Below are 17,471 nucleotides of genomic sequence, written 5' to 3' on the forward strand. Positions count from 1 at the left end.
TTGTTATTATCTTTTTGCTAACCAGGTTTCTGGATTCTGATAATTTCTTTCGTTCCAGATTTCGAAGTGTAAAATATTACCTTCCAAACTTTCGCTTACTTTCCCAATTACTGTACCAGATTTTACCAGGTCTCCTTCTTTTACTGTTATATTTGTTATATGACCATAAACAGTTCTGAATTCATTATTATGAGAGATAATTACTACAGATCCAAAACCAGGAATCCATTCAACAGCAGATACAACACCTTCTGCAACTGCATAAATTTCCTTTTGTTGTTTTGTAGAAATATCCACTCCATAATTTATAGTTATAGTATTTAACCTATCATTTTTATTTTCTCCAAATCGGCGTACTATTTTACCATTTTTAACTGGCCAGATCATTTTCCCTTTTAGTTTTTCAAAATTTTCTAAAGTTGTATAACTTATAGCTGGCTTTACAGTTTTGTCATTAAGCTTTTTTTCAAGTTGACGAGTTTTTTCAAGTCTTTCTTTTTCTACTAAACTCAAGATCAACTTTTTTATTTCTACTTCTGCTTTTCTCTTTGAATCAATTTCGGCAGCTAATATTTTTTTATCTTTTCTTAAAGTAGCAATTAATTCATTCCTTTCTGCCTGGAGTATTTCAAGTTTTTTCTGTTCTTCCATCTTTTTTGCAACAAGTATTTCTTTTTCTTCTTTTTCCTTCTGAAGAAGTGCTTTGTATTTCATCAAATTAATTTTACTATCAGAAAGCATTCTCAAATCTTTTTTATTTTGTTTACTAATAAGTTTTAAGTATCTGAATCTTTTAAGCATCTGGTTAAGTGAGCCAGCATTTAAAATAAATTTGAGTGTTGAATAATTTCTATTTTTATAAATCCAAACTATATATCGAGAATATCTCTCTCTTAGAAGAGAAATTTTATTTTCTATCTCTCCAATTTTTTCTTCTATTTTCTGAATTTCGAATGTTTTCTGTTTTTCTTCTGCAATAAGATTATTAATTAATTTTTGGATCAATAAACTCTGTCTATTACTCCTTTCTAAAAATTCAAGAGTTTCTTTTTCCTTTTTTGTTTTATTACTTAATTCTTTTTCTAACTGTGCAATTTCCTGTTTAATTTGTTGAAGTTCTCTATTCTTTGTGGAAATACTATCTTTTCTTTGAGAGTAATATGGGAAGGACAAAATAACTAATAAAATAAATATGTTCGATAAACATTTCACCATTCTATTACTTTTGCATCTTCTGGTAATTCAATATTTATGTTTTGTGATTCATTGTTAATGTTGACGCTTCTATATTCAATTTTTATTTGTTGCTGATTTCTAAAATCACTTACTGTTATTTCCATTGGGATAGGTACATTATTAAAATTTTTAAAACCAGAAAATTTCCCTTCGATTAATTTCTCGCCGTTAAATTTTTTTATTGAATTTTCTGTAATTGATAAGTCATCAGCTTTTACTGTGTATACTTTTTCTATTGAATTGGTTGAATCAATGTAAGTTAATCTGTAATAATTTTTTTCATATTCAAAATTATCTGGTTCTCTTCTTAATTTATCTGAAAGATTTACAGAACCAGTGAATGCATCAATTACATCACTAAGTGGAAGATTAATCTTTAATATTTTTTGTAAAGCTTCTTCCTTTAAGCTTCCTTTATAGATTTTATTATTAATTACATCATAAAATAAAAATCCATTTGATGTAATTAATGCGTGAGCCAGGTCTATGCCAAATGGTCCGAAGAAAGATATTTTAACTGAATCTGGCTTTTTCAAATTAACTTCAAAATTACTTTTAGCATTAAATTCTTTATTCTGTACACTAATAACTCCACTACCATTAAAGTTTTTTATTTTTCTTCTATTTGCCTCAAGTTTTATAATCAGTCTATCTGGCGAAATAATTTTTTCTTTTTCAAGTGATGTAGTTGGAGCACAAGCATTAAAAAGAAATAAAATAGAAACTACAAGTAATAAGTAAGAATAACTTTTTCTCACAGTTCACCTTTCTCTAATTTTAATTTTATTTTTTCATTAGTTGGTTCGAGCTCGAGAGCTTTTTGCCAGTACTTTTTAGCATTCTCTTTATCACCAAGTTTATAATAAATATCACCAAGATGATCTGTTACAGTAGCACTTTTTGAATCGTGTTTTAAGGATTCTTCAATATATTTTTTTGCAGTCATATAATCACCAAGCTGGTAATAAACCCATCCTATAGTATCAAGGTAAGAAGCATTCTCAGGTTCTTTTTGAACAGCCTTTTGCGACATCTTTAATGCATCATCTAATCTAATTCCTCTTTCTGCAAGTGAATAAGCATAATTATTAAGTATCAAAGAATTTGTCGAATCAATTATTAAAGCCTGATTATAAAGCGAATCTGATTTCTCAAAATTTTTCTGGGAGTCATAAATTAAAGCAGCCATTCCAATTGCATCAATATTTTTGGGATCTAATAACAAAGCTTTGTTCAATATTTCCAGTGCCTTATTTTCTTCTTTTAGTTGATTCAATGTATAGCCATAGGCAATTAATGATGTTATATCATCTGGATTTATTCTAATAGCTCGTTCAAAATAAGTTATAGCTTTTTGATGTTCATTTAGTTGTGAGAGTGAAAGTGCATACAATAAGTTAATAGGAAAATCATTCGGAAATTTTTCAACTGCATCTTTTAAATAATCAACCAGTTCAGAATATTTTTTTCTATCAAATAATACTCCACCTAATCTTGCCCATAGTTGAGAATTCCATTCTGCAAGTTGAACAGCCTTTTTAAAATATTCTGTTGCTATAGAATCATTTTTAAGTTTAAGTTCAATTTCGCCAAGTGAAGCATTTACCTGCCAGTCGGTTGTATCTTGATTTAATTTTTGAAAAAGGTCTTTAGCAATGAATAGATTTAATGAATCTCTTTCTGATGCCATTAAAAATAAAGAAGCTATTCTAAACTTTATACTAAAATCACTTTCTTTATTTTCAAAAATATTTTTATATACCGAGGCTGCTTCTTTCCATTTATCCTGTTGAATAAATATATTTCCTTTTAATTCAAGTAAACCAATATCATCAGGAAAACTAACTAACGATTCTTCGCAAACAGCAAGGGCTTTATCGTACTTTTTTGTTTTAATGTAAGCATCAATTAATAACTTCTGAAGTTGCAGATCAGATGGATTTAAATTTACTAATTCTTCCAGTGTCTGAATCGTCTCTTCTATATTTCCCAATCTTTCATTTAAATCAATCAAATTTAACAACACATTCCATTCTGGACCAATTTTTTCTATCAACTTTTTATACATAGATAACGATTGATTAGGACGTTTATTTTCATACAACTGAGCAAGCTGAAAATATGCATTGATATCAGTTGAATCTAATGATAAAATTTTTTCGTAAGCAGCAATCGATGAATCTTCGAGATGCGAAGCTTTATAAATTGAAGCAAGTAAATACAAGTATTCTTTGTTTTCTGGTTCAAGCGTTACTGCATTTTTTGCATATTGAAGAGCTTGCGATAATTTGTTTAATCTATAATAATTTTTAGCAAGAGCATAATAAATGCCCGGTTTTTGAACGAAACTCAATGCTTTTAAATATTCATTTATTGCTTCCTGAAAATTTCCTTTCGTCTCCTGAATTGACCCACTTATAAATTTATCTATAGCTAACTTTTCATAATCAATTACACTTTTACTATCAGAAACACTTTCTTTTGTTATATTAGAAGAACAACCAATGAAAAACAATATAATAACCAAGCAACTCAGATATTTCATAATCACCTTTTAATTTTATTCAAAATATAGTTTATCAGCTATTCATTAACAAGTTTATATAAAATTCCAGTAATTATGATTTTTTACTCAAATAAATATTACAGATTTCAGATGTATGAATAAATTATCTACTAACTCTTAAGAATTGATTATAAACTTATTATTAAAGTAGCAAAGAAAATTTTTAAATACGCATTGTTTGAGTATAATATAATTTATAATTTATAACAATTATTAAAATATCAAAAAGATTTATGAACATTTTCGATTTAGCTATATCGTATACCTGGGAATATGATCAAGAATTTGTAGATCTTATTGAATTTATTTTCCAGAAAGATGGACTCACAACTTTTGTTATCAGCACATATAATGTTTTTGAAGTAATTAATGCATTACAATCAAAACAACTTCACTTTCATTCATATTTGGATAGAGCATCAGATGTAGATTCTGATTTTGAGCCAATTGCTACAATTTTATCAAAACGTAAATCTTACATAATCAATCCACATAAAAAAGTACACAGGTTCATTAATAAATCATTCATGCATAAAGTACTATCGAAAAAAAATTTTAATCTACCAAAAACAATAATTCTTCCCCCTTATTATTACAATCATAGTATAAATATAAAACAAGAAGAACTTGATAAAATTGGTAATCCATTTATCATAAAGCCCGCAATTTATACAGGTGGCGGAGAAGGTGTTAAAATTGATGCAACAACAATCTATCAAATACAAAAAGAAAGAATAAAAAATCAAACCGAAGAATATTTAATTCAGGAAAAAATACAACCTAAGATACTTGGTGGAAAAAGAGCATGGTTTAGAGTTTTCTGGGCATTTAATAAAGTAATTCCAACATGGTGGGATGACCAAACACACATTTATGAAACGATTAGCCATGAACAGATAAAAAAATATAATCTACATCAACTTTATCGTATTACTAAAAGACTCTTTAAAATTACAAGAATAGATTATTTTTCTACTGAAATTGCTTTGAGTAAAAAAAACAAATTTGTATTGATTGATTACATTAATGACCAATGTGATATGAGATTAAAATCCAATCACATAGATGGTGTGCCTGATGAAGTAGTTATTAATTTCATTGAACAGATGAAAAAGAAAGTTTTATTATTCAAAAAATAGATCTTCTTCTATAGTACTTAATAAATTAATATAACTTTTATATCTCTCCTCGCTAATTTTTCCCTGATTACAAGCTTCTACAACTGCACATCCCGGTTCGTGATTATGTGTACATGTATTAAACTTACAGTTATAAATATATTCCTTAAATTCGATGAAGTAGTGTGATAAATCCTCTTTCTTAATACCATATGGATCAATTTCTCTTATACCAGGACTATCTATTACAAATGTATTGTCATCAACTTTTTTCATAAGAACTGTAACTGTAGTATGTTTTCCTTTCAATGTATAATTACTAATTTCACCAACTTTAAGATTCAGTCCTGGATAGAGTTGATTCAGTAAACTTGATTTACCCACACCAGAATGTCCCCAGAATAAATTGGAATTCCCCTGTAATCTATTTTTTAAATTTTCCAATCCATCTTTTGTAACCACACTAGTTTCAAAAACTTCATAACCAATTTCCTTGTAAAGATTAACCCAGTAACTTCTATTATTTTCTTTATCAAGATCAATTTTATTTATAACAATTAATGGCACAACACCAGAACTTTCAGCAACAACAATCATTCTATCGATTAATCTATTATTAAACTTTGGTTCAAGCCAGCTTGAAATTATTACCAGATTATCAACATTGGCAGCAATAATCTGCTCTAATCTTTCTCCTCTGAGACTTGCACCCTTTATTCGTGGAGCTTTTCTAGAAATTTTATTTTTTCTTGGAAGTATATCTGTTATTAAACCTGTTCCATCACTATTTAGCTTAAATTCAACATTATCTCCAACAGCTACAATATCGAGTGTAAGTAGTTTATCTTTTTTAATAGAAAATTCTTTTTGAAATTTACCTCTTAAAAAACATCTGATTTCTTTATTGTTTTCATCAAGAACATAATAGTTTTTACTCTCAATTTTGAATACTACTCCTTTAATATTACCTCCTTAATTAATTTATTTTTATACACAAATCTATTCTATCAATTATTTAAAAACAAAAAGCATCTTATTTCTAAGATGCTTTTTGCGAAGGGGGCTTACCAAGTAGGGGTGTGTTTAAAAATTATATCTTACACCAAGAATAAAATTACTCCTTTCTATATCCTGATAAGTTCGTGATAGATTTGAACCATAATTATCTCCAATATCTTTCCACCAGCCATAAGCATATGCCAGATTAATAGATAAATTAGAACCTGGATTTAAACCAAGTCCCGCTGTAATAAATTTTTTATCAAAATCAGAAGGATCATCTTTATAAGGTGAAGGCAAAAGCATAAATCCACCACGGAATGCTACATTAACAAAAGGAATAATGTATTCAAAACCAGCATGTAAATTAATTACTTTCCTAAATAGCTCTTTAATATCCCGGTTATTGTTTTCAATATCTCGAATATCGAGACCGCTTTTAAATTCCATCTGGGTATAATCTATAAATTTTGCATCAAAGCTAACATTCAAATTATTTTCATTAAAAGCTGCACCTAAAGATAATTCATAAGGTGTATTGATTTTATATTCGAGTTTATTTTCGATTGGTGGATCCAGGTAAAATCGTGTTTGAGCAAAATCGCTATACGCATCTACAAAATAAGTCTCTTTTATAGTATAAAATCTTGGGGTTTTAATTGAGAATCCAAAATTAAATACTTTATTAATTTTTGTTAATAAACCTATATTCAAATTCCAACCACTGACATCCCATTTAATTATATCATTCATATAAAAAGTCTTAAAATCTCGCGAAGAAGGCTCTAAAGGATCAAGGAGCAAATTAGAACTATAATAATCATTAATATCATCTTCCCAGTATTGTCTATCCCGTCTGAAATCTCCTCCAATTACATTTAATGTTGCACCAACAAAAACATTCTCCTGAATTTCGAGTGCAGCAGAAAAAGACCAGTTATGCAAACCTCCGTCCTGAACAATTTTACCGCTTTGATTAAGTTTACCGTTAATAAGCGTTGTATCATACAAATATTTATTATTTCTATCATAAACTGGATAGCTTAAAACTAATTTATAAGCAATATCATCATTATAATTTGTTAAATCCTGGATTAATGAATTATTATTGGGATTGTACCCATTAAACTTCATTGTATAATTAAAATCTTTTTGCTGATTGTATCCAAATGCTAAAACAAAACTTCCTCTTATTGTTGGTAATGGTAAAGCAAAACTCAATTCGCTAAGCTTTGTTATGTTATTTGAAAAGTCTTCCTTTCTATTAAAAAAGGTTGTAGAGTTAGAAAATGAATCATAAGAAAATGAAGCAGAAAATTCTGACTTTTTTATTAATCCTAAACCAGCTGGATTAAAAAGTGTAGCAGAAAAATCGTTACTCAATGCTGTATAAGCATTTCCCATTGAAAGTGCTCTTGCACCTGTAATAATTTCTGGTTCTGTTAATCTTAATGCATCATTAAAATTTTGTGATAAGCAAAAATTGTAAGAAACTAAAATCAAAATTGTTACAAGGAACGTTTTTCTCATATTAATCCTCAATAATTTTTTCATTATTATCTTCTTCTGCCATCTCCACCGGATCTACCACCATCTCCTCGTGTTGATTGACCACCTGAACTTGGTCTTGATGGAGGATTGTATGATGGAGTAGATGCTCTTGATTCACTTGGTGGTGGAGAATATGATGGCTGAGAAGAACTGCTTGAATTATCTCTGCTTGTATTTGTTCTTTTCCTTTCTGATCCACTATCTCTACTTCTTTCTGAACTATTTGTTCTTTCTCTTGAACTTCTATCACGAGTTGCATCTACAGGATAATTAATTCTTGTTTCGTTTCTATCTCTTTTACGCTCAACAGTTGTACCAGGAGAACCTTTTAAAAGTGTACCTGAATTATTATCTCTATTACGTGATACTCCTGTTCTACTCAAATCAACATCGTCTGGTTTATCACTTGTTCGATTACCAGTAATATTTGTTCTCCCCGATCTATTACTTCTATCTCCTATATCAACACTTCTTCCACCATCAGTATTTCTTAAACGAGTGTATGTATTCCTGTATTTATACTTACCCGGTGAATAGTATCCACTATGCCAGTAGTAAGGATAATACCAATAATCAGTATAAACCCAATAATTATAATGGTAAGGATAGTACCACCAGGGGTAATAATAAGGATAGTAAAAATCCCACCAGAAAGGATCATAATAATAAGTTCCAATAGTTATACTCCATCCAGGATAGTATCCCCAATAATACCTTCTGTAATAAGGTCCATCATAGTAGTAATTATAAATATTTACATCTCCGCGTTTTTCTGTATATGAAGTATCATCCTGTTCTTCATAGGTATAATCATCATTATATTCATAATCGGTGCGGAGAGCTAATTGAGTATAACAACCACCAACCAAAAATAACGGAATCAATGCTAATAATCTTATATACTTTTTCATTTTCTTAAATCCTTTTTCTTTTTCTTGGACAAAAATTATACCTAAAAAAGTTTAAAAGAAATGCTAAAATGAATGGATGTCTAAAAAGAATGTATATAATTATAAACTATTGTGTCTTTAATACATTACACTAAAAAATAGACTTGACATATTCTACAAAAATTCCACGATCAGCTTTGCTGCTTGTAAACTTTTTATTATCTAGTAAATCTCTTAGATTTATGCCAAGTGTAAAACCATCGGCAACAGACCATCTTAATCCCATATTTAAATATCCATTTCCACTTCCGAGAGATTGACCGGTATTATCATTAATCGCAAAATCATATTCTCCCACAAAAGAAATTTTATCACCAATAGTTTTTTCTAAGCCTACAGAAATGTTCAGATCTTTATCTGAGTCATCTCTTTCAAGCGAATAATTTACAGTTCCATGAAGGCTTAAATAACCAAAGAATTCAAAATTTTTAGCTGCAGAAATAAAAAATCCAGAAGATTTTATTTGAAATCTATTTAATTCTTTATCATAAAAACCCTTGCCCTGTGAATCAAATCCAATGGTTAATGCTGGTGAAGTAATAGTTTCGTTAATTATTCTCAATCTAACATTAACACCTGGTAATTCGTACCAATCAATTTTTCCCTGTCCAATAATATTACTTCCACCATATGAAATTCCAAAGCTGAAGTTATCAAAAACTCCAACTTCTATTTTTGAAATTACAACTCCCAGAGGCATAACATCTAATGATATTCCAACAACACCTTTATCCAGTACACCAGCGGTAGGAATATCGATTAAGTTTCTATATTCATAATTTGCTTTTGTACCAGATGTTTGAGGAAAAGCCTCAGTGGATAAAGTAATGATCAGTATAAAAAGAAATTTATAATAAAATTTCATAATTGAATAAACTTTTAATTATTAAAACAAATTATACGATAATTTTTTTAATATCTAAAATAAATATTACATAATCTATATTTTTTTTCTTTTATAAGTTGTTCCCTCTTTACTATCTTGAAGTATAATTCCAAGTTTATTTAATTCATCTCTTATCAAATCAGAAAGTGCATAATTCTTTTCCTTCTTCAATAAAAGTCTAACATTAATAAGAAGTTCAATTAATTTATCCTCAATAGATTCTTCTTTTATTCCATTTAATAAAGAATCAAAATGAATTATGCCAAGAACAGCTTCTGCTGTATCCTGCAAAAATTTCTTTACTCTTCTATAAAAATCAGTATTAATCTTTTCATGTTCAGATATTATTTTATTTATGCTTTTCACAAACTCAAAAATTACTGCCACTGCTTGTGGAGTATTAATATCATCATCCATAACTTTTTCGAATTCTTTATAGTAGAATGAAAAATCAAATTCGGGCATAACTCCTTCGTTACTACCCTTCTTTAATTCTGATTCTATTTTATCAGCAAGATTTTTTATTTTTTCTACCCCTTTTTCTGCAGCAGTTAAAAGTTCTTCACTAAAATTTAATGGCCCTCTATAATGAGTTTGAGAAAAGAATAATCTTATTGCTTCTGCAGAATACTTTGATAAAAGTTCTCTTGCAGTTATAATATTTCCCAATGATTTCGACATTTTTTCATTTTGAATATTAAGGAAACCAAAGTGCATCCAGTATTTAACAAATTTCTTTTCATTTGCAGCTTCGCTTTGTGCAATCTCATTTTCATGATGTGGGAATATTAAATCGTTTCCTCCAGCATGAATATCAATTGATAAGCCAAGATGTTTACAACTCATTGTTGAGCATTCGATATGCCAGCCAGGTCTCCCTTTCCCCCATGGACTATCCCAGCTGGGTTCCCCTTCTTTTGCTTTTTTCCACAGAACAAAATCAAGCGGATTTTTCTTTGCATCATTTATTTCAATTCTTGCCCCAGCTTCAAGTTCTTCTAAGTTTTTACCACTTAGTTTCCCATAATTTTCAAATTTTGAAATATCATAGTAAACATTTCCATCTATTTCATAAGCATAACCTTTTTTTACCAGGGTCTTTATCATTTCAATTATATCCTCAATAGAATCAGTAGCTCGTGGATACACATTGGCAGGTTTAATTTTCAATTTTGAGATATCTTCATAAAAAGCATTTGTAAAGAACTTAGCAATTTCATCTGTTGGTTTTTTATATTCTTTAGATTTATTAATTATTTTATCATCAATATCTGTAATATTCATTACAAATTTCACAACATATCCTTTGTATTCAAGATATCTACGTACAATATCTGCCATTATAAAAGAACGAGCATTTCCAATATGAAAATAATCATAAACTGTAGGTCCACAGACATAAAAGTTTACTGTGGGAGGATTAATCGGAATAAATTCTTCTTTAGTTTTAGAAAAGGTATTATAAATTTGCATTATAATTCCAAAATTTGGGAAAAAATATACGAATAGTGCTTTGTTTATACAAATTTAATTATGGAACGAAATTTGACAATAAAAGATAAAAAGATATTTTAACAAAAAATATAATTAGACTTTGACATCTTACTTGTTCTTTTTATATTTTAATAAGAAAAAAATATCTTATTAACTTAAAAATCCAGTATTACCTTACTCAACTAAGGGAGGACCTATATGATTCAAAAACTTACAACAATAATTTTCATCTGTTTCCTTTCTACTACTCTAAATGGGCAAACCGTTAAATTAGATTTACAACCATTTGGAGTTTCTCCGAGAGATGTAGCGAGATCCACAACCGACATCTATACAAATCCTTACTCAGGATTAACTAATGTCGGTGTAGGCACCAAGATGTATTTTAAGGCTTCGATTACGGGAAAAAAGTTTGAAAATATTCAGTGGTCAATTACACGCAAACCCGCCGGCTCTACAGCAACAATTGATCCAGATAAAGATATTAAAAATGATTCAACACAAGTTGCTTCTTTTACCCCAGATAAGTTAGGAGTATATGAAATTACTGTTACTGAAGGTTCATATACAAAATCAGTAGTATTTAATTCAGCTAAATATCTTGGTTACACAAACACCATAGTTAATGGTGTTGACAAAAAAGTTAACTGTCAAACATGTCACCCCGGTAAAGTTGAAGATTGGTCGAAAACCAATCATGCTACAATGTTTACAAGAGCAATGAAAGCAACTCCAGGATTAAGTGGACCAACAGATCATTATGCAAGTTACTGTGTACCATGCCACACAACAGGATATGATGCAAATCCAACAGCAGTTAATGATGGCTTTGATGATTTAGGTTTTGTATATCCACAAACAATTACTCCAAATACATACGATACACTTTTAGTAAAATTTCCTGATGCAATGTTAAGAGCAAACATTCAATGCGAAAGTTGTCATGGACCAGGTAGTGGACATTTAGGTGTTACTTCAGATTCAAGAATGCAAGCTACATTTTCAGCTGATGTTTGTGCATATTGTCACGATTCTGGTACCAAGCATATCTTCCCAGAACAATGGGATGCTTCAGTTCACTCGGGAGTTACATCATATCCAACAGGTCCTGGTAGAGAAGATTGCGTCCCCTGCCATACAGGTAAAGGTTTTGCTCAATATGTAAATGGTATAACAAAATCAGATCCTTACTTTGATGCATCATATACTCCAATTACATGTGTTGGTTGTCATGATCCTCATAGTAATAAAAATACTCGCCAATTAAGAAAAGTAGAAGCAGAATTATTAGCTCCAAATAATACAACAATCAAAATAGATGAAAGCAATGCAGGTACAGGAGCTCTTTGCTTCAATTGCCATCGCTCAAGAACAGAAGCTAACGCTGCTTTAGCTGGTAATATCACAGTTAGATTTGGCCCACATCATGGTCCTCAAGGTGATATTCTTGTTGGAAATAATATGTTAGAGTTAGCAGGAGTTAAATTAGCTAATTCGAATCATTTTGGAGCAACACAAGAAGCCTGTGTAAGATGTCATATGTATTCAGGGAATGCAGTAACAGGTTCAACAGTAAATCAATGGGGTGGTCACTCATTTAGTATGAGTACCTTTAAAAAAGATGAAAATGGAAATTTCATACTTGATGAAAATGGAAGAAAAATACCTGATAAAGATAATATGGAAGCCTGTGCTCAATGTCACGGAAATACATTTGGAACTTCATTTGAAGATGTAAAATTTTACATAGATAATAAATATGGGGATCATGATAATGATGGTGTTGTCGAGGGTTTACAGGCAGAAGTTAAGGGCATGATAGAAAAAATTATGGCTGCCCTCCCACATAAAGCAGATGGAACATTAGATGGTCCTAAATCAAGCTGGACAAAAGATCAATTGAGTGCATACTGGAATGCAATAACAGCACAAGAAGATAAGAGTGGCGGTATTCACAATCCTCTATATGTAGTTACAGCTTTAAAAGGAGCTATGAATTTACTTGGAATTCCTACAGATGTTAAATCTGAAGAACAAGTTATACCAAGCGAATATGCTTTATTACAAAATTATCCTAATCCATTTAATCCAACTACAAATATTACTTTCCAATTACCAAAAGAAACACACGTTAAATTAACTGTTTACGATGCTGTTGGAAGAGAAATTGTTACCCTGGTAAACAATAGATTAGATGCTGGAACTCATACAATTCAATGGAATGCTAAAAATATGGCTTCCGGTGTTTATCTCTATAGAATAGAAGCCGGTGATTTTGTTAAGACAAACAAGATGCTGCTACTCAAATAATCTTCATTTTACCTCCTTCTTTAACCCTCTGCATTTTTTTGCAGAGGGTTTTTTTATGCTCAGTTTTTATATTTTTGTAAAAGGATTTTCTTACTATGAGAATAGAAAAAGATTCATTAGGTGAATTCCAAATACCTGACGATGCATTATATGGAATTCATACACTAAGAAGTATTAATAACTTTCCAAGAAGTGGTGAGAAAATTAATCTTCATCTAATTAAAGCATATCTTCAGGTTAAACTTGCAGCTGCAGAAACAAATTATAAATGTGGCCTTCTCTTAAAAGAAAAATACGATTTAATTTCTGAAGCTATTTATGAACTAATTACAGAAACCGATGCATGCATAAAAGGTAATTTATCTACAATTTACGATAAAATTGTTGTTGATCCTTATCAGGGTGGTGCTGGAACTTCTCTTAATATGAATATAAACGAAGTAATTGCAAATACTGCATTACAAATTGCAGGAAAAAAGTTTGGTGATTATAATTACATTCATCCTATTGACGATGTAAATATGAGTCAATCAACAAATGATACTTTTCCTACTGCATTAAAAATTGCGTCTATAAATTTATTAAGAGAATTAACAGATTCTTTTGCCACATTACAAAATGCTCTACAAAAAAAAGAAGAAGAATTTAAGCATATCTTAAAACTTGGTAGAACTCAATATCAAGATGCAGTCCCGATTACATTAGGACAGGAATTTGGTGCATATGCTCAGGCTATTGCTCGAGATAGATGGAGATTATACAATGCAGAAGAAAGATTACGCTCTGTTAATCTTGGAGGTACTGCCGTTGGAAATTCTATCTCAACAACAAAAGAATATGTTCTTAATGTAAATAATATCTTAAAAAAAATTACTAAACTTCCAATTGCTAAAAGCGAAGATTTAATTGATGCAACACAAAATCTCGATGTATTTGTTGAAGTTCATGGTTTAGTAAAAGCTGGTGCAGTTACTGTAATTAAAATTTGTAATGATATAAGATTCTTATCAAGTGGTCCAACTGGTGGAATCGGAGAAATAAATATACCTCCAAAACAGGCTGGTTCGAGTATTATGCCCGGAAAAGTAAATCCTGTTATACTTGAAAATTCAATTCAGATTTGCGAATTAGTTAAAGGTCACGATTTAATTATTTCAAATATAGTTGGTAATGGGAACCTCGAGCTAAATCCATTTGTACCTTTACTTGCTCATTTATTTTTGAAATCACTTGAAATGTTGCGGGATTCAAATATTAACTTAGCTAAAAATTGTATTGAAGGAATTACTGCAAACGAAGAAAGATGTAAATTAAATCTTATAAATAGTTCTGCAATAGCAGCTTCTTTAATTACAACTTTTGGTTATGATGCAATTCAGGAATTAGTAAAATATTCATACGAAAATAAAATTCCTTTTGTAAAGGCATTAATGAAAAGCAAATTACTTGACGAAAATCAACTTTACCAAATTATTTCCAAAGAATTAGGAATTGACCTTGAGTAAAACACCACAATCAGAAAGAATACACATAGCTTTTGTAGGAAGAAGAAATGTTGGAAAATCTTCGCTTATAAATTGTTTTACTGGACAGGAACTTGCAATTGTAAGTGATATTCCTGGTACAACTACAGATCCTGTTAAAAAAGCGATGGAACTTCTTCCTTTCGGTCCTGTTGTTTTAATCGATACAGCAGGAATAGATGATGTAGGTGAATTAGGACAAAAAAGAATATCTAAAACAATTAAAACAATTTCAGAAGCAGACTTTGCAATTTTAGTTCTGGATTCACAACAAAAATTAAACTCATACGAGTATGATTTAATTGAACAACTTAAAAATTTTAATGTCTCATTCCTTGCAGCAATTAATAAATCTGATCTGGGCATCAATTATGAATTAATTGAAGAATTAAAAAGTCTTGGCATCAAATATCATCCAGTTTCATGTTTAAAAAATCAAGGAATTTATGATTTAAAAGAAAAAGTATCGCAATTATTACCAAAAGAAGATGAAATTCCACTTATTGCTGATTTAGTTAAACAACACGATTTGATAGTACTTGTGGTACCAATTGATTTAGGAGCCCCAAAAGGACGATTGATTATGCCACAGGTACAAACAATTCGAGAAGCACTTGACGTCGACACAATTGTTGTTGTTACAAAAGATAAAGAATTAAGAGCAACATTAAGTAAATTAAATCAACAACCTAAATTAGTTGTTACTGATAGCCAGGCAATTATGAGAGTTAATGCAGATGTTCCTGATGAAATTCCAATTACTACTTTTTCAATCTTAATGGCAAGATATAAAGGCGATTTAGTTGAATACATTCGTGGACTCAAAAAAGTAGAAGAACTACAGAACGGGGATAAAGTTTTAATTGCAGAAGCCTGTACTCATCATGCTCAGGAAGATGACATTGGAAGAGTTAAAATTCCTCGCTGGTTAAGATTACATACTAAAAAGAATATCGAAATAGATATTGTAAGTGGACACGATTTCCCTGAAAATTTATCTGAATATAAATTAATTATACACTGTGGTGGATGTACTTTAACAAGAAAGATGATGCAAACAAGAATTAAGCAAGCTCGTTATATGGGAATTCCAATTGTTAATTACGGCATAATAATTTCATATTTACATGGAGCAATTCCAAGAGTTTTACAACCTTTTCCAGAAGCATTTAATGAGTGGGAAAAAACTACTTCTAAAATAAAGTAAAATTATTCTCTTAGTTTATCTAATAACAATTTCATATCATCAGGTAATTCAGAATCAAGAAAAATTTTTTCTTTTGTATGTGGATGTATAAATCCAAGTGTTTTAGCATGAAGTGCCTGACGGTTCATAATTTGCAATAAATTTTCGACACGACTTTTTATTTTTGCCAGATTTGTACCATAAACAATTCTTCTACCACCATAAGTTGGATCTCCAAACACAGGATGTTTTATATGCGACATATGAACACGTATTTGATGAGTTCTACCGGTTTTCAATTTCAATTTAACTAAAGAAGTAAATTCAAATTCCTCGAGAACTTCGTACAAAGTGTGAGCAAATTTACCTTCAGTTTTACTTACAGTAAAAATTTTTCTGTCTTTAGTAGAACGTGTTATATTACCTATAACTTCACCAGTTTTCTTTTCAAAGTGACCCCAGCAAATAGCCCAGTATTCTCTTTCAATTGTATGTGCAGCAAATTGTTTTGCAAGTTGAGCATGAGTCCATTCATCTTTTGCTATGAGAAGTAATCCACTTGTATCTTTATCAATTCGATGAACTATGCCAGGACGAAATTTATCCTGATGAAATTCACTGAGTTTATTTGTGTAATGAAGAAGTGCATTTACGAGAGTTCCACTGTAATTACCGAGTGCCGGATGTGCAACCATTCCAGCTGGTTTGTTTACAACTAACAAATATTCATCTTCATATACAATATCTAAAGGTATTTCTTCAGGTTGTGTTTCTTCTGGTCGTGGTGTTACAGGAATTGTAACTTCAATTATATCTCCAGGATTAATCAAATAGTTAGCTTTTACAAATTTATTATTAACAGTAACTAGATTAGATTTAATTAATTTCTGAATTCTTGAACGTGATGCATGCTCAATTGAGTTGGCTAAAAAAATATCTATCCTTTCTTTCTTTTTGCCCTCGGGGATCTCGATTTTAATTTTCTTTTCTGAAATTATCTTCGACATTTTTTATGGTTGAATTTGTAGCCACAACATCTTCATTGTTATCCGTACTTGTAACTGTTTCTTTTATAATTACCTCTTCTTTATCTTCCTGAGTTTTTTCTTCTACTGATTTATGAAAAATCATTAATAAAACAACACCAATCGATACCGATGCATCTGCAATATTGAATATAGGCCAGCGATCATATGTTTTTCCGAAAATAGTAAAATCAAAAAAATCTACATTAAAAAAATCAACAACTTTTCCATAAAATAATGGAGCATAACCATAAAATAGTCCATAAAATGTTCGGTCAATTAAATTTCCAATAGCGCCACCTAATATTAATGCCAGAGCAAATTTTACAATAAATTTTTGATTCTTCGATTTATATAAAAAATAAAAAATTCCAATGCTTGCAATCAATGAAAATATGGAAAGAATCAACTTTGATGAATCATTCACATTTATACCAAAAGCTAAGCCTGGATTTTCTACAAAAGTGATTTTAAAAAAATCCCCGATAACATTAATACTTTCTCCATACTCCATCCCCTGAATTTTAATATTCAGTATAGGAATATTAATCCCTTTCACAAGGAACTTAGAGATTTGATCGAGAACTACAATTACTAAAGTTGTGTATAGTACTTTCAAGATTTACC

General features: G+C 30.0%; 14 protein-coding genes. 4 read left to right on the forward strand and 10 right to left on the reverse strand.

The features are described 5' to 3' along the window. Positions 1-6: 6 nt before the first annotated feature. Genes VJY38_RS11020 through VJY38_RS11030 form a run of 3 tightly spaced genes read right to left on the reverse strand, consistent with a single transcriptional unit; the run spans position 7 to position 3,781 of the window. On the reverse strand, positions 7-1,215 hold the full coding sequence (locus tag VJY38_RS11020) for a murein hydrolase activator EnvC family protein (RefSeq protein ID WP_353680761.1): 1,209 nt from the start codon (positions 1,213-1,215) through the stop codon (positions 7-9). After that, positions 1,209-1,994 carry a lipoprotein insertase outer membrane protein LolB1 gene (gene lolB1 / locus VJY38_RS11025; RefSeq protein ID WP_353680762.1) on the reverse strand — a complete coding sequence of 262 codons (786 nt, stop codon included), beginning with the start codon at positions 1,992-1,994 and terminating at the stop codon, positions 1,209-1,211. The genes VJY38_RS11020 and lolB1 overlap by 7 nt, the downstream gene beginning before the upstream one ends. Beyond that, positions 1,991-3,781: a tetratricopeptide repeat protein gene (locus tag VJY38_RS11030; protein ID WP_353680763.1), complete on the reverse strand. Its 1,791-nt coding sequence runs from the start codon at positions 3,779-3,781 to the stop codon at positions 1,991-1,993. The genes lolB1 and VJY38_RS11030 overlap by 4 nt, the downstream gene beginning before the upstream one ends. A gap of 254 nt (positions 3,782-4,035) precedes the next feature. On the opposite strand from VJY38_RS11030, the gene VJY38_RS11035 reads away from it, so the two are divergent. Beyond that, positions 4,036-4,941: an ATP-grasp domain-containing protein gene (locus tag VJY38_RS11035; RefSeq protein WP_353680764.1), complete on the forward strand. Its 906-nt coding sequence runs from the start codon at positions 4,036-4,038 to the stop codon at positions 4,939-4,941. On the opposite strand, the gene rsgA is transcribed toward VJY38_RS11035, so the two are convergent. From rsgA to cysS, 5 genes are all read right to left on the reverse strand, one after another. Then, a complete protein-coding gene (gene rsgA / locus VJY38_RS11040; RefSeq protein ID WP_353680930.1) occupies positions 4,927-5,883 on the reverse strand; it encodes a ribosome small subunit-dependent GTPase A in 957 nt (318 codons plus the stop codon). The genes VJY38_RS11035 and rsgA overlap by 15 nt on opposite strands. 120 nt (positions 5,884-6,003) lie before the next feature. Then, on the reverse strand, positions 6,004-7,449 hold the full coding sequence (locus VJY38_RS11045) for an OmpP1/FadL family transporter (RefSeq protein WP_353680765.1): 1,446 nt from the start codon (positions 7,447-7,449) through the stop codon (positions 6,004-6,006). Between the two features lie 26 nt (positions 7,450-7,475). Next, complete coding sequence (locus tag VJY38_RS11050) at positions 7,476-8,381, reverse strand: hypothetical protein (protein WP_353680766.1); 906 nt, start codon at positions 8,379-8,381, stop codon at positions 7,476-7,478. Between the two features lie 130 nt (positions 8,382-8,511). Beyond that, complete coding sequence (locus tag VJY38_RS11055; RefSeq protein WP_353680767.1) at positions 8,512-9,285, reverse strand: hypothetical protein; 774 nt, start codon at positions 9,283-9,285, stop codon at positions 8,512-8,514. Between the two features lie 75 nt (positions 9,286-9,360). After that, positions 9,361-10,779 carry a cysteine--tRNA ligase gene (cysS, locus tag VJY38_RS11060; RefSeq protein ID WP_353680768.1) on the reverse strand — a complete coding sequence of 473 codons (1,419 nt, stop codon included), beginning with the start codon at positions 10,777-10,779 and terminating at the stop codon, positions 9,361-9,363. 219 nt (positions 10,780-10,998) lie between these two features. Here cysS and VJY38_RS11065 point away from each other — a divergent pair, with 219 nt between their 5' ends. The 3 genes from VJY38_RS11065 (at position 10,999) to hydF (ending at position 15,840) form a co-directional block, all read left to right on the forward strand. After that, positions 10,999-13,110, forward strand: coding sequence for a multiheme c-type cytochrome (locus tag VJY38_RS11065; protein ID WP_353680769.1), 2,112 nt, complete (start codon positions 10,999-11,001; stop codon positions 13,108-13,110). A 95-nt stretch (positions 13,111-13,205) separates the two neighbouring features. Beyond that, positions 13,206-14,615, forward strand: coding sequence for an aspartate ammonia-lyase (locus VJY38_RS11070; RefSeq protein WP_353680770.1), 1,410 nt, complete (start codon positions 13,206-13,208; stop codon positions 14,613-14,615). Next, positions 14,608-15,840 carry a [FeFe] hydrogenase H-cluster maturation GTPase HydF gene (gene hydF, locus VJY38_RS11075; protein WP_353680771.1) on the forward strand — a complete coding sequence of 411 codons (1,233 nt, stop codon included), beginning with the start codon at positions 14,608-14,610 and terminating at the stop codon, positions 15,838-15,840. Before VJY38_RS11070 ends, hydF begins: the two co-directional genes overlap by 8 nt. 2 nt (positions 15,841-15,842) lie before the next feature. Here the strand turns inward: hydF and VJY38_RS11080 are convergent, their stop codons facing one another. Both VJY38_RS11080 and lspA read right to left on the reverse strand, forming a co-directional pair. Then, a complete protein-coding gene (locus tag VJY38_RS11080) occupies positions 15,843-16,826 on the reverse strand; it encodes an RluA family pseudouridine synthase (protein ID WP_353680772.1) in 984 nt (327 codons plus the stop codon). Next, positions 16,795-17,463, reverse strand: a complete 669-nt coding sequence (lspA, locus tag VJY38_RS11085) for a signal peptidase II (RefSeq protein WP_353680773.1) — start codon at positions 17,461-17,463, stop codon at positions 16,795-16,797. The genes VJY38_RS11080 and lspA overlap by 32 nt, the downstream gene beginning before the upstream one ends. Positions 17,464-17,471 lie beyond the last annotated feature (8 nt).

It is taken from the genome of Rosettibacter firmus (assembly GCF_036860695.1).
In the GTDB taxonomy this organism is placed as follows: domain Bacteria; phylum Bacteroidota; class Ignavibacteria; order Ignavibacteriales; family Melioribacteraceae; genus Rosettibacter; species Rosettibacter firmus.